Annotated in this window: 14 protein-coding genes; 9 read left to right on the forward strand and 5 right to left on the reverse strand. The window is 50.9% G+C overall.

All coding sequences use genetic code 11. The features are described from left to right. The first annotated feature begins 192 nt into the window (after nt 1-192). The 3 genes from SH449x_RS17260 to SH449x_RS17270 all read left to right on the forward strand — a co-directional run bounded on the left by SH449x_RS17260 (nt 193) and on the right by SH449x_RS17270 (nt 3007). On the forward strand, nt 193-609 hold the full coding sequence (locus SH449x_RS17260) for a hypothetical protein (RefSeq protein WP_482377323.1): 417 nt from the start codon (nt 193-195) through the stop codon (nt 607-609). 878 nt (nt 610-1487) lie between these two features. Further along, a complete protein-coding gene (locus SH449x_RS17265; RefSeq protein WP_482377324.1) occupies nt 1488-1844 on the forward strand; it encodes a hypothetical protein in 357 nt (118 codons plus the stop codon). Between the two features lie 194 nt (nt 1845-2038). After that, on the forward strand, nt 2039-3007 hold the full coding sequence (locus SH449x_RS17270; RefSeq protein ID WP_482377325.1) for a hypothetical protein: 969 nt from the start codon (nt 2039-2041) through the stop codon (nt 3005-3007). A gap of 146 nt (nt 3008-3153) precedes the next feature. On the opposite strand, the gene SH449x_RS17275 is transcribed toward SH449x_RS17270, so the two are convergent. The 3 genes from SH449x_RS17275 to SH449x_RS17285 form a co-directional block, all read right to left on the reverse strand. Next, nucleotides 3154-7449 carry a serine/threonine protein kinase gene (locus SH449x_RS17275; RefSeq protein WP_482377326.1) on the reverse strand — a complete coding sequence of 1432 codons (4296 nt, stop codon included), beginning with the start codon at nt 7447-7449 and terminating at the stop codon, nt 3154-3156. A 312-nt stretch (nt 7450-7761) separates the two neighbouring features. Then, nucleotides 7762-8328, reverse strand: a complete 567-nt coding sequence (locus SH449x_RS17280) for a transposase (protein WP_482377327.1) — start codon at nt 8326-8328, stop codon at nt 7762-7764. A gap of 174 nt (nt 8329-8502) precedes the next feature. Further along, nucleotides 8503-9066: an RNA polymerase sigma factor gene (locus SH449x_RS17285; RefSeq protein ID WP_482377328.1), complete on the reverse strand. Its 564-nt coding sequence runs from the start codon at nt 9064-9066 to the stop codon at nt 8503-8505. A 417-nt stretch (nt 9067-9483) separates the two neighbouring features. Between SH449x_RS17285 and SH449x_RS17290 the strand changes: the two genes are divergently transcribed. From SH449x_RS17290 to SH449x_RS17305, 4 genes are all read left to right on the forward strand, one after another. Then, complete coding sequence (locus SH449x_RS17290) at nt 9484-11289, forward strand: hypothetical protein (protein ID WP_482377329.1); 1806 nt, start codon at nt 9484-9486, stop codon at nt 11287-11289. A 195-nt stretch (nt 11290-11484) separates the two neighbouring features. Further along, complete coding sequence (locus SH449x_RS17295) at nt 11485-12729, forward strand: PQQ-binding-like beta-propeller repeat protein (RefSeq protein ID WP_482377330.1); 1245 nt, start codon at nt 11485-11487, stop codon at nt 12727-12729. A 30-nt stretch (nt 12730-12759) separates the two neighbouring features. Continuing rightward, nucleotides 12760-13959 (forward strand): AGE family epimerase/isomerase, encoded by a 1200-nt coding sequence (locus tag SH449x_RS17300; protein WP_482377331.1) that lies wholly within the window; start codon nt 12760-12762, stop codon nt 13957-13959. A gap of 721 nt (nt 13960-14680) precedes the next feature. Beyond that, nucleotides 14681-14965: a hypothetical protein gene (locus tag SH449x_RS17305; protein ID WP_482377332.1), complete on the forward strand. Its 285-nt coding sequence runs from the start codon at nt 14681-14683 to the stop codon at nt 14963-14965. Nucleotides 14966-15062: 97 nt separating this feature from the next. Here SH449x_RS17305 and SH449x_RS17310 read toward each other — a convergent pair whose 3' ends face one another. Next, complete coding sequence (locus SH449x_RS17310; RefSeq protein WP_482377333.1) at nt 15063-15455, reverse strand: hypothetical protein; 393 nt, start codon at nt 15453-15455, stop codon at nt 15063-15065. 95 nt (nt 15456-15550) lie between these two features. Next, nucleotides 15551-16783, reverse strand: coding sequence for a polymorphic toxin-type HINT domain-containing protein (locus tag SH449x_RS17315; RefSeq protein WP_482377334.1), 1233 nt, complete (start codon nt 16781-16783; stop codon nt 15551-15553). Nucleotides 16784-16979: 196 nt separating this feature from the next. On the opposite strand from SH449x_RS17315, the gene SH449x_RS17320 reads away from it, so the two are divergent. Both SH449x_RS17320 and SH449x_RS17325 read left to right on the forward strand, forming a co-directional pair. Then, on the forward strand, nt 16980-19013 hold the full coding sequence (locus tag SH449x_RS17320) for an alkyl/aryl-sulfatase (protein WP_482377335.1): 2034 nt from the start codon (nt 16980-16982) through the stop codon (nt 19011-19013). Nucleotides 19014-19166: 153 nt separating this feature from the next. After that, nucleotides 19167-20774: an amidohydrolase gene (locus SH449x_RS17325; protein WP_482377336.1), complete on the forward strand. Its 1608-nt coding sequence runs from the start codon at nt 19167-19169 to the stop codon at nt 20772-20774. Nucleotides 20775-20801: the final 27 nt, after the last annotated feature.

The following is a 20801-nucleotide window of genomic DNA, read 5'->3' on the forward strand; positions in this document are numbered from 1 at the left end:
TTGCACCCGATTTTAATTTCATTTTTTATGTAAAATTTACGAGTTTTGGCACAACTATTGCGCATGTGGTCTGACAACTTTTCTTTCTGCCAAGTTGTCATTCACCCTTCGTTCGATCGTGCCAAGTAAGCAGCCAACGCGAAAAAGCCCAATGTCAAGAGCAAGGACATACAAGGGCTGAAGTACTTTGATATGCTGCTTCCACTGCTCGAGCGTCTGCATGACGATCATTGCAAACGGGACAAAGCAAACAATCGCGAATTGCATTTCGACATGTACTGCATGCTTGCCTTGCTTTACATGTTCAACCCCACGGTCACGAGTTCGCGAGCCATTGCCCAGGCGAGCGAACTGGCCAAGGTGCAGAACATACTGCGCAATCATCGCATGCTTGTTGATCAATCTGTGGACGGGGCGAAAGCCGACGAAACGAACCTTCGAGATGATCAGCTACTACTTCATGGGTCTAGCGAGCGAAGCGGAACTGATCGCTCATCTTCAAAAGCTCAAGCGGCACGACGCGGCACGATCAGCGAACCAATAAAGATCGCTCAGGGAGCGTTGCATTCAATGCTCTTCTGCGTTGAGTGCTGCGCGCTCAGCGACTGAAACGCTTCGCAATCTCTCGATCGCCCACAGATCTGCCATCTCAGCCGGGCCCTCCTTCACCCCTCATGCCCCTCTGCCCCTGAGACAAATGGAGCAGCAAATCGAGTGCCGAACAGTATTGGGACGGGGGGATTTTTGTTTAGTCCCAAGAGTTCCTTCAATTAAGGTCCGATGCGTGGATCACGCCGCACGGTCGCCGCGTACGATTGCGGGGAATAGCCCGCCCAATGTCCCTCAGGCTTAGCAACCTATTCTGGAAACGCAGAGTCACGGAGGTCGTAAAGGGCCTGGCTCAGAATATCTCATGTCGCCAATCTCCGTGCTCTCGGTACCTCCGTGTTTCAGAAAATTTCTCCCCAAGCCTACCCTCAAGAAACCCGTGGCGAATGGCGATTTTTCGGGGAAAATAACAGGCTTTCCGGAGGGGAGGGCAAGGAAGAAAGGAGGGCAAAGCGAAAAATCTCTCCAGAATTTCTGTCCGCATCGAGCAAAAAAGTTGCATTACACTGTAGCTGATGAAGACGTATCGAATACGGACTAATTGTGGCTTCGAGCTTAAGCCGGGCCGCTAAAAATGCTAGCCAATTATAGTGGGATTCGAAATATCTCCTGGCTTTGTAACGACCGAAACCCGAATCAAGAAGCTCGAAGGAAACGCATTGAATGCTGCAAAAATCGTCGTCGGCCCGCGTTAAGCTCATTGACCTAATTATTTTGGACGCCTAGGATGACTTCACGCATATGCTCCAACAAGTATGTCCAAGATTCCTTTTGGCTAAACTACTTCGACACCATGCGACCCCTGACAGCGACCTGGGAATCGAACATCAATTCACACCTGTCAGACCCGCCGGTTGTCTAATCACCCCTGTTGTCCCATGCATCGATTCCTAGTCATCTTGCTTGTAAGCTTGTTGGTTGTCGGTGGTGGCGTATTGATGCTACTTACCGAATCAGATTACGTTACGATTCGAATCCCCGACAACATTATTTCAGTCGAAGAAAACTCCCAAACGTCCTTTGTGGTTGAAGTACGCTCAAATTGTAATTCTAATGCTGAAATCGTCATGGCATCGACTTCGTGTTCTTGCATCGCGAAACCTAACTTTCCCGTACGACTTCGGTATGGCAACGTTGAGAAGTTAGAGTTTTCGATTGTTTCGGGACAATGTAATCCTGATGAAATTTCTTCTGCGCGTATCCGTTTTTTCGGTCACTACGATGCAAAGCAATAGTCAATGTGGCGGGCGTCTGCGTAAATTGACTCACGCATTTGGGGCCAGGCTATGAAGGCGCCGTTTCCCCGTAACTATCTGGAGTCAAGAAGGTGTTCTTTTACCTTGATGTGGTTTCAGGAATTCCAACACGACTGGTGCCAACGACACCAGCTCTTATTGCCAGTTTTACAAAGTTAGAACGACGATAAAGCATGGACTATAGAAAGCAAAGTATGGGAGATAGATCAGCCAGTATCGTGGTACTGAAGTACGTTATGTTTTCGTCCGTTGTAATACTACACGGACCGTCGTGGGCGAAAGAGTTTGACATCGAGGCCTACGAACAAGCGCGTAAACACTCGATCTTTCCGCTAGAATATACAATGTCCGCCACCGAACTGACTACTCGTTCCAACGGAATCAAGATCGAGAATGCTGTCACTTATATAAGTAAGCACGGACGTAAGAGACTCAATTTGACGGTAGTTGATTCATCAAACGACCAAAGTCGAGTAGGATATTCTGTATCTGCGATCAAAACGGAATCAACCTATGCTTCGGCTCAGCGTTTCCCAGACAAACCAGACTACTTTTTGGATCGTGTGACGAACAGCGGCGAAGATGCGGAACAGTCGTTTTCCTCCGTCCTACCAATATTTGCCCCCTATTTTATTGACAGAACTGATATACTAAAAATCCTTCAAGACGACCAAACGAGAATCTCCGATGCTCGTGAGGTAGACGTTGATGGAAGACGTCAAATTCAACTTCGTTGGTCAGAAATCCTGAATGACCCAGCAGGACCGGTCACTCGCGTTGGTGAAATGCTCTTGGATATCGAAAACTATATGGCTCTGACGCGGGCTGATTTTTCCATTGGACTCGTCGGGAAACCTCCCGTTCGAACACACTCAATTCGAATTGAATACCAAAAATCCAATGGGTTTTTCGTTCCCGGAATGCTGGAAGAACGAATCGTTTTCCTTTCTGAAAACGCATGGAAGGAAATACGGTTCGACAAGATACAGTTTGATACATCGCCCGTGAGCGATGACGTCTTTGATCTTGCCAACATTGGATACAAGGATCCATCTCGTTCACTAAGTTTTAGACTGTGGATCTACTTTATCGGCTTCGCCTTGGTTTTCTTGCTGTTCGTGCTTCGTAAACGCCAAGCATAGGCTGATCGAGTCTAAAAAGGTAGAAGAAAATGCGGTGTGCCTTGTAACCCTGTCGATGGTCATATCCCGGATTTTGTATCATGCCGAGCCGGACAGGTGGATTACCCCGGATGTGGCTGTGGATGACTGCGAGGAATAGGGCGAGCCTAATCTGTTTGGGCTCCTTCTGTCGAGGGGAAACGAGATTCGTATGGCTCTACCATGACTCGGTTGTCCCGGCGGTAGAGGAAGAAGACTTGATTCTTGAGTTCGTCAGGCAAGGGTGCTGACGTTTCGCCGTTGGTCGGGATCCAGAATCCTGAACCCGTGCCTCCATTCTCAATATCGCCTTCATTCCAAGCATCCAAGAGAAAGGTCTTGCGCAATTCACCATCCAAGTCCATGATCTCCAGAGAATCCGGTGTGATCGCCAACCAACCATCATCAATCGGTTTCACCGCATGACCTTCCATTAGCTTTATTATCCTTTGATTTTGCTTCCAAGCACCTGAGTCAGTATCCATAATGGTTGCGAAGTTGCCACGGGTCATGATACTGATGTAACGCCCAGTCGAATGCCATTCGATTTCAGGGACCTCAGAAAACATTTTCCATTCAACACTTGGCTTGGTCGTAACATTCTCAATCCCGCTACCCGAGACCTGCCCCCAATTCCAGACCCGTATCACAATGGAGTTCTCTCTGAAATTACCACCTGATGAGGTCATTATGCAAAAACGTTCTCCATCGGGTGACATGTTGAGTTTCCCTCTATCGACACGAGTAATAACACTCTGGTCTACGAGGGAATCATCCTCAATTCGGAGTCTCATCAAGTCGGTTTCTATTTTGTCTGAAGTGCTTTTACTAAATAGTAAATAGTCGCCGAGTCCTTCTAAGAGAGTCCAGCCAGTCAGGTCTATATCTCCTTGCTCAATCTTCGTGATCTGTGCCAAAGATGGATCGATTTTGTATAGAGTAGTCGACTCGGAGGAGGCATCGGCAGGCACGGATCGCTTCTGGACACTGATTACGAATCCTCCGTTTACTACAGCTGAGATGACAACATCGCCTTCAGAATAAATGGGCTCTAAAGATTGTGGATCAAAACGAACTTCTCGCTCGGACTCTACATCATACAAGAATACAAAAGGCACCCAAACCACTTGTTGTGTAACTTTTACATCATCCCGATGTTTGGCACCAGTTATCAGTACGTGGCGACTGTCTTTGCCCCACCAAAGAGACAATGGGGACAGGGAAGAGTTTGCACGACCGAATACGGTACTAGGCACAACGGTACGGACTGGCCCTGAGAATATCAAGGTAGTATTTCCAGTGTCACAATTTTTCAACTGAACGGAGTGCAAAGGATTACTGGCGTCGGTTCCCCACAAAAATTGATATAGAAATCGTCCATTAGGGCTCAACCTATCTTTAGGTAACAGGGGCGATAATTGCAGAAATCGAAAGCTGTCATCGGAATTGTTTATCATCCCGTCAATCCTAACCAACGTCGTTCCATTCCATTTTTGTTTCTCAGTTGCGGTTCGAACCGTTTCCGCGAACTCTCGCCGTGCCCTCTGTCTCGGATCTTCAGAAACCTGGGTATACGTATCAAAGGCAAGTTGATTGCCATCCAGAATCCTTAAATTTTTTGGCCATTGCGAGGACATACCATGATCTAAATTCAATGGCGAACTTAGGGATTCATCCCTAGTCAACTTACCGAAAACGTTGGTGTTGGCTGCACGCCATCGATAGCCAATTTTTTCGTTGAAAATCGTTAAACTCCCGTCTCTCTCCCACTTCATGGAACCTGAATCTAAAGGGGAGTCTGTCCCCCAGTCTATAATAGATTCCCTTTGATTTAAAAGTGACCTAATGGAATATTTCTGCACGCTATTCACGAAGGCAATACGTTCGAATGTTGGATCGATCGTTGGATTAACTTTGATGGTTCGCGTTCTGGTTGGCCTGATATCCGGGATGGTCAACTCCGTACGCTGAAGCTCCGTACGCTGAAGCATTACCGGCTCATCCGTTTTCCATATCTCTAACATGTCACTATTGTTGGATACGACTCCGATTGCAGCGTCATCATGTCGCCATTGAACAGGACCTCTCGTTCGAATACTGGATACGAAATCACCGCGGTGAAGATCGTAAAGACTAACATTCTGACTCCCCACCGACCTTACTGCCAAGAATCGCCCGTTTGGTGATATGCTAAAAATTGACATCGGACTTTCTGTATACTTCATGAGCACAGTCGTTTCGCCCGTGTCGATCCGTGAGGCGACCACATTGCCATCATGAATATGAATAATGCGATAGCCATGGTCCCAGACGATAGCGGATGATAATAAGGAAGACGTTGGTAGGGACCGTACCAATTCAGCGCCGTTCACTCCCAGTCTCCATACATGGATTCGAAGTTGATTCGGCGAATTCTCCATTTTCACTTGCATATCTAGCTCTACATCACCCTCCCAGCATACGGTTGCGATCAGGTTGGGATGGCTCGTGTCGAAGCATATTCCACCCTTAATATTGTTGCGAAGTGGACCTTTCGAAGGTAACGCGTACTTCGGGACGCCCTTTGCATCAACAATCCACATGTGCTGATTGACGGCCATGAACAAGGAGCGATCACAATTTGGAATCCATTCGACATTCTGCGGAATACGATCCAATGTCCAAGTCTCAATGTCCGGCAACTTGGTTGGGTTCGTGACATAAGAGGCAAAGGAAAATTTCTCCTTTGGCAAATGCTCCTCCAATGGTAGAGCAGGTAACGCTCCAAGGATCTCTCCAAAGCGATCTCGTACCTCGGGATCGTACGACTTGTCCACTATCTGATCACGTGGGATCGGTTTCAGATTGGGAATGAACGGATGGGATGATGCAACTTGTTGTGTCACCAGTTCCGATTCAGCGATTTGCTGTGAGCTCTCCTGCGTGACAGATTCAGGCTTGGGTTTCCACTGTACGCTAAGAATGGTCTTTTCCCCGCGTCGAACGGCGATCGTCTGCGAGGAGAAGACCAAATCACTCGCCTCTTCGGTCATCTCCAATTGGTACACCCCACTCGGTAACGGACTGCTCCCGACGCGAATCGTATAAGTTCTATCGGTCAACGGGTCTCGGACGCTGACTTGCTCCCCTGCGATCTTGACTTCGATGTCGGGGTCGCTGGCCTCCACGACCAAGGTTCCTTTATCTCCCGATTGCCAAATCGCCAGGACGGCTAAGCACATTGCAAAGCCTCCCACAGCGGTTGCGATAAAACGTCCCCACCGCCGATTGCCGGCTCCACTTGTGGATGGAGTTACCGTTGCTGTTGGCTCCAACCCATTGATGTTTTGCTCCGCCCCTTGTAACAATGTCACCAGCTCGGCGGCGTTCTCAGGGCGTAGATTCGGATCTTTTTGCAACAAACGAAAAACGACCTGTCGCAATGGCTCAGAGATTTTCGCTTCGGGATCGAGTTGTTCAAAGTCGATCTCCTCCGAAGCCACCGACATCAAAGTAGAAAACAGATTGTTCTTTCGAAACGGGGAATCGCCGAGCAACATTTCGACCAGCACAACTCCTACGCTGAACAAGTCACTGCGCCCGTCGAGCGGCTTGCCCGTTACCTGTTCCGGTGACATGTAGCTGGGGGTGCCAAGAACGGTTCCCTCGTGCGTGATCGGGGCCGCTTCCTCGAGCGTTCTAGCTAGGCCAAAATCGATGAGCTTCACATCGTCACTCGGAGAAACCCAAAGGTTGTCCGGTTTGATATCGCGATGTAGTACCCCATTTTGGTGAGCGATATCGAGACCTTGAGCTATTTGGACGGCGATGCGAATCGCGCGCGTCGGCGATAGCGAACCTTCTCTAGATAAGAGGGTTCGCAGGGACTGTCCGTCCAAGAGAGGCATTACGTGATAGGGAAGATCGCGATGCACACCGAGATCCAGGATGGGCATAATCCGATCCGAGCTCATCCTGGCGATCGCCAATGTTTCACGTTCGAATCGGGTTCGAGCTTCTAGATTCTTAGCCCGAGAGGGTTGCAAGAGTTTCAGGCAGACCTCGCGATTAAGTTCCGATTCCGTAGCGCGAAAGACCAGCCCCATCCCACCGCTGGCGAGATACTCTGTGATCAGATACATGCCGATGCGGCCAAGAAATTCGGTTGAGGGTGGTGGATCGAGTAGCGAACGTAGTTCCTCAGCGGACATATCGGGTCTGGGGACCATGCGTGCCAATTGTTCGGTTATGTGGCGGATCGCTTCCTCATCGTCCAGGCTGATCGAACTGGCTTCACGGAGCGAGGCAATGAGGGAGTCATCTGCCGTTTGGGATAGAGAGCCTTTATCCAGAGTCTCGGATTGACTCAGAATGGTCTCTGATTGGCGGGTTTCCTGCTCGTTAGCGGTGCCCTGAAGGAATTTGTCCAATGGTCCGGGGTTCATAGTCATCATTATAGCTGGTGAATCGTAAGGTAGGTTTACTCTAAGATGCAGAAGCCGAAAAAACGAAACTCGGCGCTTCCCACACAAAGAAGACGAAGCTCAACGGCAAAACCTGTCACCAGAAACCCGAATTTTTCTCCTGCCCCTCCCGTAGTGGACGAGGCCACGAGTCCAGGCTGTTGTAGTGGACGAGGCCACGAGTCCAATGCATTCGCAAACAACACGCGATTCTAGAACGCAGCACATCGTTTCGCACTAATGAGATCCAGTCCGGGGGGAATCGCGGGGCGTATGGCCTCGTTGCCTCGGCCACTACCCGTGCAATTGCTGAACACCGTGTTTTCGCAAATGGGCAATGATTTTGTCGAGACTATCTCGAAAGTTCGTGTCAAACGGTCTCAACTCGGGATACCCAGGAATGAGGCAGCTAGTGTATCGGTACTCCCGGTAGCCATTGAATTGCACTAAGTCAGCGCGTTCTGGATTACGTGCGATGTACTCGCAAATTTTTTCAAAAGCCTCCTCGCGGCGCTCCTCTTCCGTCAGCACGTGATCGTACGACTGATCCTGCAACGAAAAACCGATTCGATTCAAGGATTCATCACACCTTCCCCGAAAATACTTCATGCAGTTGAGTTGATCAGATCCATCTGCAAGCCCCATCCAAATCATGTGAATATGATCAGGCATGAGACAAAAGACTGGGCATGCGATACTGTAACGAAACATGGAATGTGTGAGCAGCTCCCGAAATCGATAAAAGAACACCGGTGTCAACCACCCTTGTTTTCGATCCCGGATAGTCAGCGTCCAATGAACGATTGCGTTTCCAAGGTAGAACTCTCGCGGCAGTCGACTCAGATGTTCACGATTCGGCATTCCAACGCTCTCCGTAGTGGACGAGGCCACGAGGCCAGTGGATTTAAGGGGTAAGACTATTCTAAAGCGTTGTGTAATGTTCTGCACTAATGGAATTCGGTTTGGCGTGTATGGCCTCGTTGCCTCGGCCACTACGGAGCCAGGCCTCGTTGCCTCGGCCACTACGGGAGCGCGTTAATCCCAGAGGCCTGAGAGCTCTTCGCGGAGTCGCTTGAGAACGCGACCACGCGCGAGATAGACGGCGTTCACCGTGATACCCAACTCTGTAGCAATATCTGCAGCGGAGCGTTCTGAAACTACGCTCTCCCAGCAAGCTCGCCAGGTGGTCTCAGCAAAGGAATCACGCATCAATTGCAATGCTTGACGGGCGACAAAAGCTCGATATTCCTGATCCGATAGTATCGCTGCTGGATCGTCTATTTCCAGTTCTTGTAGCTCACCCGTACGAGCTTCCGTCGCTCGGCTCAGCTTACGGATGTGATCGCGACATTTATTAAAGGTGACAGTTCGTAGCCAATTGCGAAAGCTCTTGGGGCGATCATGTGCCAACCAAGACGATCGATCGAAAAGCACTAGAAAAATGTTCTGATAAACATCGAACCGTTGATGAGTCTCGATGCCCAGCCGCTTTATCCAATGCAAAAGCAGAGGGGTGTACAACCGAACAAAGCGTTCCCAGGCTTCTGAGTCCTCCGCCGTTCGTAAGCGGACGAGCAAGCTGGATTGAGTGGTAAACATGGTATTGCCCGGATTCGTGTTTCTGGAAGCTAGAATCATAGGCTAGCCAAGTACGCCACACAACAAACCAAACTTTTGGTTCAATACAAGTCGAACCTCTTAGACGAACAAGCTGGTTGAGAACTACCGGTTGTGAAATTGCTAGAATTTCCGAGCTGCCGGGGATTCTGGTGAATTCCTCTACATTCAGAACACCGATCGGTAGATTACACTCTGCGGCTCGTCCTGAAGCACTGTTTGAGCGACTGACTGTACCGTTCCGGCGGTTTTTCACCTGCGATTTGATCGCGCTGCGACAGGGCACGCCCGGGTGTTTGCCCGTTGGGGCTATACCTGCCACTCGATAGGTTCCATAATGAGTCAATCGCTGAATCGAGTTTACAACCACGATTCAGCGATTTGGTAGCCTGAATTGCAATGAGTTCCTTCAAAGTGTCTCCGATGAATACCGGTCATAAACAGCTTTGGTACGCCATCACCAGCATTGCTTTCCTGGTCGTGCTACTAGTAGCGGTTGGCGAGCACGCCAAAGCCGCACTTCCAAACCAAACCAATGATGCCACTGTTAGTCAGTGTGTCATCATCGAAGTCTTTGTCGATCAGTCGCGTCTCCTCGATCAACAACTAGAAAGCCGAATCAGAGAATTTGCTCGCGAACGGGGAGGGATTCTCATTGCGATTCGTAAGTTGCAAGACGGATCGGCTGGTAAAGCTCGATTGGAACAGATCGCAAACCATTTCAAAATTGAGAGGAACGATCAACCTTTACTCTATTGTTTGAACCAGGTGATCCATAGTAAGCAATCGGACGCAGAGTATCAAAAGGCCCTCGAGGAAGCTTTACAAATCGAGGTCTTCGTACGCGTTGGTTGTTCCCGATGCGATACGTTGAAGCAATTCCTTCCCAACTATGCGGCACGTTTCCCTGCACTGAAGCTCGTCCTTAGGGATATCGTCCAAGATCCTTCTGCGATGCAGAAACTCAATCAACTTGTCACCAAATATAAGCGCGCGGCGTCAAGTGTCCCGGTAATCCATTTTTGTAACGAACTGTCAATCGGATTTCTGAGTGAACAATCTTGCAAGAATCAATTGGACGAACTGCTTCGGAAATGGACCAAGGCTTGTCCTGCGCCCAAGAATTCCAATCAGACTCCTGAGCCGCAACAGGATAAAGGCTCAAATGATCCCTCTGACAAAGGCTATCCAGAGCAAGCCCCGGCCGATTGCCTAAGCGGGGCCTCTCGAAATTTACATGGGAATCTAACCTATGGGCTAGGAATCTTGCTGGCTCCAGTCGTTGACACTCGATGGCTGCTCGCGTCGGAGGTTTCGTTTGCCAATGCATCCAGGTTGCAGACACCTGCATTGGATGACGAGCTGGAGCTCGATGATGATGAGCTCATGTTGCCAATCGAAAATTCAGAGACGGCCAATACGGAGGAAAGCGAACTCGGTTCTGATTCAGAATCTAATGAGCGAAGTACGATCGATGTGCCTTGGCTTGGAAGACTCAGTGCAAACAAGTTAGGAATGCCATTGTTCACGATCGCCGTGGGGCTAGTGGACGGTTTCAACCCCTGTGCTATGTGGGTACTAATGTTCCTGCTTTCGATTTTAGTCAATCTTAAAGATCGAGTAAGGATCATCCTTATCGCAGGCATCTTTGTATTGGTCAGCGGGTTAGCGTACTACGCCTTTATGGCAGCTTGGCTGAATGTTTTTCTTTTTGTCGGATTACTGCGTCCTATACAGATCGGTTTAGGGATTCTGGCACTAGTGGTCGGTGGTATTCACATCAAAGATTTCTTTGCATTTAAGAAAGGAGTATCGCTTTCGATTCCGGAGTCGGCCAAGCCGGGCATCTATCAACGAGCGCGTTCCATCGTGACCGCAGAGAACTTGTTCGGTGCTCTGGTTGGTGTGACCGTGTTGGCGATCTTGGTTAACATCGTCGAGCTTCTTTGCACAGCGGGCTTACCGGCTCTTTACACTGGCGTCCTGACCATGCAGAACTTGCCGAGTTGGCAAAACTATGCCTATCTAGCTCTGTACATCATGGCGTATATGTTTGATGACACGTTAATGGTTGTGATTGTTGTCTGGACGATGAAAAAGACCAAGATGCAGGAGTCTCACGGGCAATGGCTCAAACTCGTGAGCGGAGTCGTGATTGTCGCCATTGGCATGGTGATGCTTCTCAAGCCCAGTTGGTTGTATTGAGGTTACCTGTCTGGGCGACTAAGAAGCACCTGCTTTCACGCGGGTGCGAAAAGTCACCAGCCAAGATTCCACTCTGAATTGAGGAATACACTGCTTGGGATGCGATAGAATTGTCTGATAATCACAAAGCCACATATATGGTAGACTAGTGCGTGAAGCACCCCCTGTTTGGAATCAATCCCTGGAGACTCTTTTATGCGATCTTTGCTCAAGTACTCTGCTGTGGCCGTTTCAATCGGCTTGATAGCTCCTTGTTCTCAAGCAGAGGACTGGCCTCAGTGGCGTGGTCCCAATCGCGATGCGATATCAGCCGAAACGGGACTCATCGACAAATGGCCTAGCGAGGGTCCCAAGTTGCTGTGGCAGGCCAAAGATTTAGGTGCGGGATTTTCCACCCCCTCTACCGCTAATGGGATGGCTTATCTCATCACCAACGAAGGTATGGAGACGGAACAGATCGTTTGCCTGAACCTAGAAGACGGGGAAACGAAGTGGAAAACAAAGATCGGTGCGGTCGGAGCCAATCAAGGCCCCCAGTATCCTGGCAGCCGTTCCACACCAACCATTGATGAGGGGCGTATCTACGCACTTGGGTCTGATGGTGATCTGGCATGCGTTGAAGCAACCAGTGGCACAATCGTTTGGAAGAAGAGTTTGCGCAAAGACTTTGATGGTGCACCAGGAATGTGGGCTTATACCGAGTCTCCTTTGATCGACGGCGATACCCTTATCTGCTCCCCGGGCGGCAAGAGCGCGACTGTTGTCGCACTCAACAAAAAGGATGGTTCGGTTATTTGGAAGTCAGCATTGCCTGAGGCTGATGCTGCTAGCTACTCATCTCCCGTCATCGCCGAGATTCATGGCATCAAGCAATACGTATTTTTCCTAGGGAAGGGCGCTGTCGGCATTCAAGCTGACAACGGCGAGTATCTTTGGCGATTTACGAAGACATCTGATGCTCAAGCCAACGTGCAAACCCCTATTGTGAAAGACTCGTTCGTCTACACCGGAGCGAGTCGCGTTGGTGGAGGATTGGCTCAAGTTCTCAAAGGGACTAAGGAAGCCAAAGAAGTGTATTTCGATAAAGCCTTACCCACCGGTATGGGTGGTGCGGTTCTGGTTGGCGATTACCTCTATGGTTCATCAGGTCAAGTATTTATGTGCGTTGAGTTTATGACGGGTAAGGTGATGTGGCAGGACCGAAGCATAGGAACATCCTCTGTTTGCTACGCCGACGGCAAGCTCTTTTTACATGGCGACAACAATGACATCGCTGTGATAGAAGCGACTCCAACCGGATATAAGGAACTAGGGCGAGCAACACCTCCGAACGCTCCTGATCGAGGCAGATCCAAGGCATGGACTTATCCTGCCATCACGGATGGGAAACTACTCATTCACGATTCGGGATGTGTTTGGTGTTACGATCTTCGAGGGTAGAGAGACGGGAGAAACGAATCGGTGAACTGGATGAGCGAACAGAATCGAGCGGTACTTGCCGGGCTGTACCGTACCACCTTGCTCGATGATGTTGTTCCGTTCTGGATGCGACATGGAATAGATCGAGATCAGGGAGGGTATTTGACCGCACTTAATCGCGACGGATCTGTTATCGACACCGATAAATCGATTTGGTTTCAAGGCCGAGGTGCCTGGACATTTGCAACATTATTCAACACTATCGAGCAAAGAGCAGAATGGCTAGATGCCGCACGTAGCGGGATCGACTTTCTGCGACGCCACGGCGCGGCCAGTGATGGAAAACTCTACTTCACAGTAACACGTGATGGGCAGCCATTACGTATGAGACGTTATGTTTACAGCGAATCCTTTGCGTCTATCGCCAACGCAGCATTTGCCCGAGCTACGGGAGACGAACGGGCTGCGGAAGATGCAAAGTCTTTCCTGAAGACCTACCTGAACTATTCCTTTGATGCCGGTCGCATCCCAGCAAAGACCGATTCCAGAACTAGACCGACTCGAGGCATCGGGCCGTACATGATCGCAATCGCTACCGCTCAGGAATTGCGAGCCAACCTAGGTGATGAGATCGTAAGCGAGCGCACATGTACCGAGTGGATCGACTGGGCTATCGATTCGATTGAGCAGTACTTCGTTAAGCCCGAAGCACAAGCCGTCATGGAGATGGTGGGACGCAATGGAGAGATTCTCGACCATTTTGATGGTCGTCAACTCAATCCGGGGCATGCAATCGAGTGCGCCTGGTTTATCATGCACGAGGGTAAGTTGCGAGATGACCAACGACTTATTGGACTGGGATTGACGATGCTCGATTGGATGTGGAAGCGAGGTTGGGATGAGGAACATGGCGGCTTGTTTTACTTCCGCGACTTACATAACCTACCCATCCAAGAGTACTGGCATGACATGAAGTTTTGGTGGCCGCATTGCGAAGCCATAATCGCGACTAGTCTCGCGTGGGTCCTGACGCAGGATGAAAAATATGCCCGCTGGCATGAACTCGTTCACGAATGGAGCTTTAAGCATTTTCCCGATCCGGAGTACGGCGAGTGGTACGGTTATCTGCACCGTGACGGCCGCATTTCAACCCATCTCAAGGGCAACATGTGGAAAGGCCCATTCCATCTGCCACGTATGTTGTGGTATTGCTGGCAGCTCTTAGATTCCGTTAAGGAGGCAGCTAGCTAGTCTTCGATGTACAGTACAACCTTCGTAATTCGTCGAAAGCCGTAACATGGACGAGCTTCATAAACAGATGACTTGGGAAGAGTATTTGACCTTCCCTCGCAAGCTGGGCTGGAAGTACGAGTATTTCGGTGATGCCCTGCATCTTTCACCAGCTTGAACAGCGATCGCCAGCTTTCGAACTCCACTCGACAGCTTGGAGGTTTTGCAGAGTAGGGTAGCAAACGCAAATTGGATGGATACGAGGATTCGCCCGGTCGAGTTGTCCGACCTAGATCCTATGTTGTCACTTTTCTGTGAGTGCTTTTCGAACTCGATTGACTATTGTGGCTGCGATTCCTCCGACCTACTCCGCTATGCACATGAGAGTTTGGCTCATTCCTTTCAACCAACTCTAACGAAGTACTTTAGTGCTTGTCGAGTCGCAGTTAAAGGACAGAGAATCATTGGCTGTTGCATAATTGGGTGTGGTAAACATGGTCCAGTGCTACAACCGATTTTTGTCGCTCCTGAATACCAACGTCGTGGCATCAATTTGTCACCCTACTGACCTGAAAACCAAAGCAAAATCCGAGTGGTTGATACTGTTTGTCTCTCGCTGACACTTCGGGCTGTGATGGGCAAGCGATAAAACGGTGGCGATGCCGTTAGACGCTTGGAGGGATTCGCCTTCGGTGAGTTCACCGAGGGGAACCCAGTCGTTGCAGTCGATTGACCAGATGGGATGGACGGGCGTGCCGGAGATGGTTTCGATGGTTTCGTCGGGACCGATGATCTCGACGCGGACGATCGTGTTGACTTCCCAGGTGATGAAGCGCGCGATGGCGACGCTGGTCCGGTAGGATGGGTTCTCAACCCGCCCTTCATCACGACTAGTCGGGCTGAGAGCCCAACCTACGTCGGGGCCATTTTGGGGCACTCATCAACGGCGGTGACGAAAGCCGAGCCGTGGACTTGCAGCTCCTCGATGTTCATCAGCAAGTGTTTGCCAGCCAAGATGTTGTGCTGAGCGCGATCCAACACCTAGAGAACACAAACACCCCCGTCCCCATCTCGCTTTCCTACGACTCAGCGAACCGGCTGCTCAGCTCACTTTGCGGACTCAGCTACTCCGTGTTTCCCTCAGAGTTCCGTCGAGTTCTTTCTCGATGACAGATCGCTATAAGGAATCTCCAGATGGAGAAGATCGAAGCTCCCGTTTGGTCGCAGTAGTTTACGGGTATGTGCATTTCGTCACCACGAACAGCCGACACTTGGAGAACTCCCCCGCGATCTAGATCCGATTTCTTTCCTTCCCAACTGGGCCAACCCATATCGCTGTAGCAATACCGTGTGACGCGCTCCGACCAGACATCATAGATGGCTTTGTCGGTAAGTATTAAAAACCGCTGGCCATTCTGCTCAGGATTATCTTTCTCCACATGCGGATGATTCGGTAACCAGCCGATCGGCTTTTCGTGATGATGGGCAATCGAATCCAACAAGGGAACTGCTTGCAAAGGCAAATTCGATACGCAATCGCAAAACCGGAAACACTTGTCTCGTCTGAATACACGAAATGCTCTAATCGAGGGTGTAACATCCATTTCTTATTCTACAAATCCTTCATTAAAAAAACCTTGAAGGAATCCTGGTATCCATTCCAACCTTGTTTATGCAAAATACTAATCAATTTGCCAGATCGTTCTTTTATTTCAGCTTCAGCAAAGATTGACTTCGCTCCCATGTTCTTCGCAGAGTCCATTAGTTTTTGAGTGATCTTCAAGAAGCCCACTCCTCCTGATTCAACACCAGCCTGCAGACCTACTCGGTTAATATATGCGTAGGCAACGTCATCGATCACATGAATAGTTCCATCAACAACGTATTTTGCATCGTCTAGTCCGAGCATACTGCATGTAAGATCACTGTTATGTACCAACAGGCCAAGTTCGCCGACTTGGTACACGTGCTCGCCGTGGACTTCGATATTGTAGACGGGGAGCGAGCAGGTGACTAGGGCAAGTGATAAGACGGTGGCGATGCCACCGGCGGCTTGAAGTGTTTCGCCTTCGGTGAGTTCGCCGAGAGGTACCCAATCGTTGCGGTCGACGGACCAGATGGGGTGGATGGGGGGGCCAGAAATCGTTTCGATCGTTCCATCGGGGCCGATGATCTCCGCTCGCGCGATCGTGTTGACTTCGCGAGTGGTGAAGCGGGCGGTGACAACCGAGCCTTCGCCGCTTGCGATTTCGGGGCATTCGTCAACGGCGGTGACGATGGCGGAGCCGTGGACTTGCAGCTCCTCGATGTTCATCGGCAAGTGTTTGCCTGCCACGATGTTGTGCTGAGCAATCCACCAGCGTGGACGAAGTAGTTCGGCATCGACGATGCCACCGTCGTTTCGATGCATCGTGATGGAGACCTTGGCCCAGGTCGCTTGATCGGGCTCAGGCAACGAGTCGTCGTATTCCCAAGGCTTGGGGTTCTTGGTCGGGATGCGAGCCCCGAGGGGGATTTGCTCGATGGGGATGTGGAGGGAAGTTTGAAGGGCAAGGGGTGACGTGGGGTGATGGAGGTGATTCTTAACAGCCAGCCCCTCTACCCGAAGCGGGGCGAGGGGAGTTGAGGTTCTGGTACCCATCCCCTCTTGAAGTAGATCGAGCGGAGTCAGAGTCGAGCCAATCGGTTTCGGACCAGAGAGCGAAGCGACCCGTGCCTGGCACCAAGCGACAGATGATCTCGGCTCGGACGATCGTGTTGACTTCGGGGGTGATGAGGTGAGCGGTGACGACGCTGGCTCTGGCGGTGTGATTGGAAGAATTGGAGGTCCGTCGTACAATGACATCTCTTCTGAGACTCACAAAGCACCACAGGATTCCACGCAACTCTGAGTATTATTACCTGTATCCGAACGCTTGGGAGCCAAATTACAATAAGGTGTTCGTATCGGCCTTTCCGTTTGCTTTTCTTATAGGTGCTTCATGACAACAACCCGTAGACAGTTTGTTCAAACCCTCCCTGCTTTTGCGGTCGCGAGTCAAATGTTGCTGGATGCTAATCCGGCTCTCGCCAATGTGGAAGAGGCTATCGATGGGCATTTCCACCCCTTGGGCAAGGCTCCCTCGGAGTTTACTAAGGAGGTGTTACGCAAGGCCAAAGCAACGCTGCCGTTCGCTGACAAGCGAGATTTTGAGGAACAAAAGCGTGGCTTAATCGCCCCCATGAAGGACCTAAAGATCAAGACCGAGGAAGGCAATATCGTCTGGAACATGGAGCAGTTCCAGTTCATCGATCAGCAGGACGATTACGATTCCATTCATCCGTCGATGCACCGCATCGCCAAGTTGAATATGAATTACGGACTTTACGAAGTGATCCCGGGCATCTATCAGGTGCGTGGATTCGATTTGGCCCAGACCACGTTCATTCGAGGCAAGAAGGGCTGGATCATCTTCGACTGTTTGGTCACGGCCGAAGCCATGCGCGCTGCCTGGGAGCTCTTCCAAGAACACGTTGGTGAAGGTTTGCCCGTCACGGCGGTGGTCTATTCCCACTCCCACGGCGATCACTGGGGAGGTGTCCGCGGCGTGGTAGACGAAGCCGATGTGAATGCAGGGAAGGTCCAGATTATCGCACCTCGCGACTTTATGGATTTCACAATCTCCGAGAACGTCTATGCCGGTAACGCGATGAACCGCCGACTGTTCTACCAGTACGGCGTACTGCTGCCGGTCAATCGCTATGGTTATGTTACCCAGGGTTTGGGCCATGGCATCTCGCGCGGAACTTCGGGACTGATCGCCCCAACGCATGTTGTAGAGGAAGACATCGAGGAGATCGTGGTTGATGGCATCCGGATGATCTTCCAGAACACGCCGAACACCGAAGCTCCCTCGGAGATGAACACCTACATCCCCGACATGAAAGCACTTTGGATGGCAGAGAACGTCAACGCCACGCTGCACAACATCTACACGCTCCGCGGGGCGCTGATCCGGGACTCGCTGAATTGGTCGAAATACATCAACGCTGCTCTCTATTTGTATGGTCAGGAAGCCGAAGTCCTGTTCGGTGCTCACCACTGGCCACGATGGGGTAATGACCGAGTTCAAGACATTCTAAGAGCCCAACGCGATTTGTATGCGAACTTCAATAACCAGGTCCTTCACCTGGCCAACCAGGGCGTCACGATCAACCAGATCCACAACGTTTACAAACTGCCGAAGAGCCTGGAGCAAAAATGGGAGTGCCGCGGTTACCATGGATCTGTGGAGCATAACTGCCGTGGCGTGATCAACCGCTATCTCGGTTTCTGGGACTGCAATCCAGCAACACTCATCCCGCTGTCGCCTACTGAATCTGCTCCTCTGTACGTCGAAATGATGGGGGGAGCCGCAAAGATTCTCGCCCGAGGCCAACAGCTTTACAACGAAGGCAAGTACATGCTTGCCCAAGAAATCCTGAACAAGCTCGTCCACGCCGAACCAGGCAACGAGCAAGCCAAGAACTTGCTGGCAGATATCTTCGAGCAGATCGGCTACCAACAAGAGAATCCAGGATTGCGCAACAGTTTCCTAGCGGGAGCGTATGAGTTGCGCTCAGGTATTCCTCAAGGCGCCTCCCCCAAGTCGAGTGGTCCGGACGTCATCCGCGCGATGTCGACTGAGCTATTCCTAAATTTCCTTGGCATCCGCATGGATAGCCGCAAGGCCGAGGGGATGAAGTTCACTATGAACTTGATCACGCCAGACAACGGCGAGAAGTTTGTAGTCGAACTTAACAATGCGACGCTCACCAATCTGCCTGGGTTCTTGGCCGAGAAGCCTGACTTGAGTCTGACCATCAACCGGGCGGATCTCGAGCAGACGATGATGGGAGTCAAGACGCTGGAAGCTCAGATCAAGGACGGCACAGCCAAGGTTCAAGGGGACATCACAATCCTTGCGAAGTTGGCAGCAACGATGGTCGATTTCGATCCACTCTTCGAAGTCCTACCTGGAACGAAAGCCAAACCTACAGACTTGGATAAGGCCAATGACTATGAAGCTGTCCCAGGAGCGGTCATCCCCGAGTAATGTTGGGGGACCATAACTCCGGAGTACACTGTCTCCGGAGTACACTAACAATGACTTAAGCCAGGGGCATCGCTGGATCTACCTATCCGGCGATGCCTTTTGTCTTTCTAGCTTACTTCTGAACAGTAGATTCATACAACATAAACTAACACCATGAGTAATCCCCCCAGAGGAGACGAAGACGCGACGCATTTGGATGTTTCTCGGCGCAGGATTTTGGGTGCGACTGGTGTCCTGTTGGCAGGTGGAGTAATCGCTAGTAGAGATGAGAAGGTTGCTCGAGGCATGTCGCCGCCCACTCTGCCCCCGACCACTCTCAATCCGCAGGCCGCAGAACGAGAGTCATTGAAGCAGGCTAAGGTCGCAGTGGAGAAAGTAGAAAAGACCATTCTGAAGATCAGCCGCGAGGTTTGGAATAAACCGGCGGTGGGCCTCCAAGAACAAGAGGCCATGGAGGTACACATCCGCGAATTGGAAGGAGCTGGTTTCAAGATTATCAGCCGCCAGTCAGGAGGGCACCCAACCGCATTTATCGCCCAGTGGAGACGTGGTAGCGGAGGGCCGAAGATCGGCTTCCTGCCCGAATACGATGCACTACCGGGACTAGGGAATGCGGCGGAACCGCTGGTGAAACCAGCAGAAAACGGGCGGCCCGACGGACACGGTTGCGGGCACAACTGCCTGGGCGCAGGTTGCACCGGAGCAGCGATCGCGCTGAAGGCAATGATGCTCGAGCGGAATGTAGTTGGTACACTTCGAGTCTACGGTTGCGGCGCTGAGGAAAATGTCGGTCCCAAAATCTTCATGGCCAAGCAGGGACTGTTCGACGACCTGGACTCGGCGCTGGCCTGGCATCCCGCCACTGTGCCGGTGACCGGAACCTTTCTTACCAATGCCAATCATTTTATGCGAGTCTCCTGGAAAGGTAGGACCGCTCATGCGGGCATGGATCCCTGGAACGGCCGCAGTGCCTTGGATGCTGCCGAGTTGTTCGCCCACGGTGTCAACCTGATGCGTGAACACATCGAACCGACCGCTCGCTTGCATTACATCTACGAGATCGCCGGCGTAGCACCGAACGTTGTGCCCGACGAAGCAAGGATTTGGATCCAAGCGCGTGACATCACTACGCTGCGAGTCAACGCGATTACCGAGTGGCTCTCGCAACTCGCCGAAGGAGTTGCCTTGGGGACTCAGACCAAAGCAACTTTTAAAGTCGAACTCGGTATGGCTGAGTTCATACCCAACGAGACATTGGCCAGACGCGTCTTCGAGCATTTGCAAAATGTTCCACTAGACTGGACACCTGAGGAGCAAGCCTTTGCGACAGCCTGCCAAAGAGCGATGGGAACAAAGGAGCTAGGTTTAGCCACTCAGGTCGCACCATTTATCGAAGATGCCAAGCTTGGTGGCTCAACGGATGTGGCCGATGTAAGTTGGATCACACCGGTCGCTGTTTTCGGTTGGCCAACAATTCCCTTGGGGGTGAATCTTCACACATGGGCGGTTACCGCATGCGGTGCCACATCGATAGGAGACAAAGGTAGCTTGGCCTCGGCTGCGATCTTAGCTGCTGTTGGCTACGAACTAATGACCGAACCCGAATTGCTGAAGGCGGCTAAAGAGGAATGGAAGCAGCGTTTGGACGGGCGAAAGTATCAGGCCGTGCAAAATATGGATCTCACAGAATTACAGGAAATTAGCACTCGCTGCCAAAAAGCCATGAACGATGAGTATCTGAGCGGTACTGAATCCCGTTAACTTCAGACTTCGCCATTCGAGCCAGTC

Origin of the sequence: Brakhagea baltica, assembly GCF_052161605.1 — a bacterium.
Classification (GTDB): domain Bacteria; phylum Planctomycetota; class Planctomycetia; order Pirellulales; family Pirellulaceae; genus JBKCUI01.

Excerpts from the sequence above, each read along its gene's own strand:
- SH449x_RS17280 (WP_482377327.1), bottom strand. The coding sequence starts at position 8,328 with ATGCCGAATCGTGAACATCTGAGTCGACTGCCGCGAGAGTTCTACCTT.
- SH449x_RS17325 (WP_482377336.1), top strand. The coding sequence starts at position 19,167 with ATGAGTAATCCCCCCAGAGGAGACGAAGACGCGACGCATTTGGATGTT.
- SH449x_RS17300 (WP_482377331.1), top strand. The coding sequence starts at position 12,760 with ATGAGCGAACAGAATCGAGCGGTACTTGCCGGGCTGTACCGTACCACC.
- SH449x_RS17265 (WP_482377324.1), top strand. The coding sequence starts at position 1,488 with ATGCATCGATTCCTAGTCATCTTGCTTGTAAGCTTGTTGGTTGTCGGT.
- SH449x_RS17295 (WP_482377330.1), top strand. The coding sequence starts at position 11,485 with ATGCGATCTTTGCTCAAGTACTCTGCTGTGGCCGTTTCAATCGGCTTG.
- SH449x_RS17305 (WP_482377332.1), top strand. The coding sequence starts at position 14,681 with ATGGACGGGCGTGCCGGAGATGGTTTCGATGGTTTCGTCGGGACCGAT.
- SH449x_RS17285 (WP_482377328.1), bottom strand. The coding sequence starts at position 9,066 with ATGTTTACCACTCAATCCAGCTTGCTCGTCCGCTTACGAACGGCGGAG.
- SH449x_RS17275 (WP_482377326.1), bottom strand. The coding sequence starts at position 7,449 with ATGAACCCCGGACCATTGGACAAATTCCTTCAGGGCACCGCTAACGAG.
- SH449x_RS17290 (WP_482377329.1), top strand. The coding sequence starts at position 9,484 with ATGAGTTCCTTCAAAGTGTCTCCGATGAATACCGGTCATAAACAGCTT.
- SH449x_RS17270 (WP_482377325.1), top strand. The coding sequence starts at position 2,039 with ATGGACTATAGAAAGCAAAGTATGGGAGATAGATCAGCCAGTATCGTG.
- SH449x_RS17320 (WP_482377335.1), top strand. The coding sequence starts at position 16,980 with ATGTTGCTGGATGCTAATCCGGCTCTCGCCAATGTGGAAGAGGCTATC.
- SH449x_RS17315 (WP_482377334.1), bottom strand. The coding sequence starts at position 16,783 with ATGTCATTGTACGACGGACCTCCAATTCTTCCAATCACACCGCCAGAG.
- SH449x_RS17260 (WP_482377323.1), top strand. The coding sequence starts at position 193 with ATGCTGCTTCCACTGCTCGAGCGTCTGCATGACGATCATTGCAAACGG.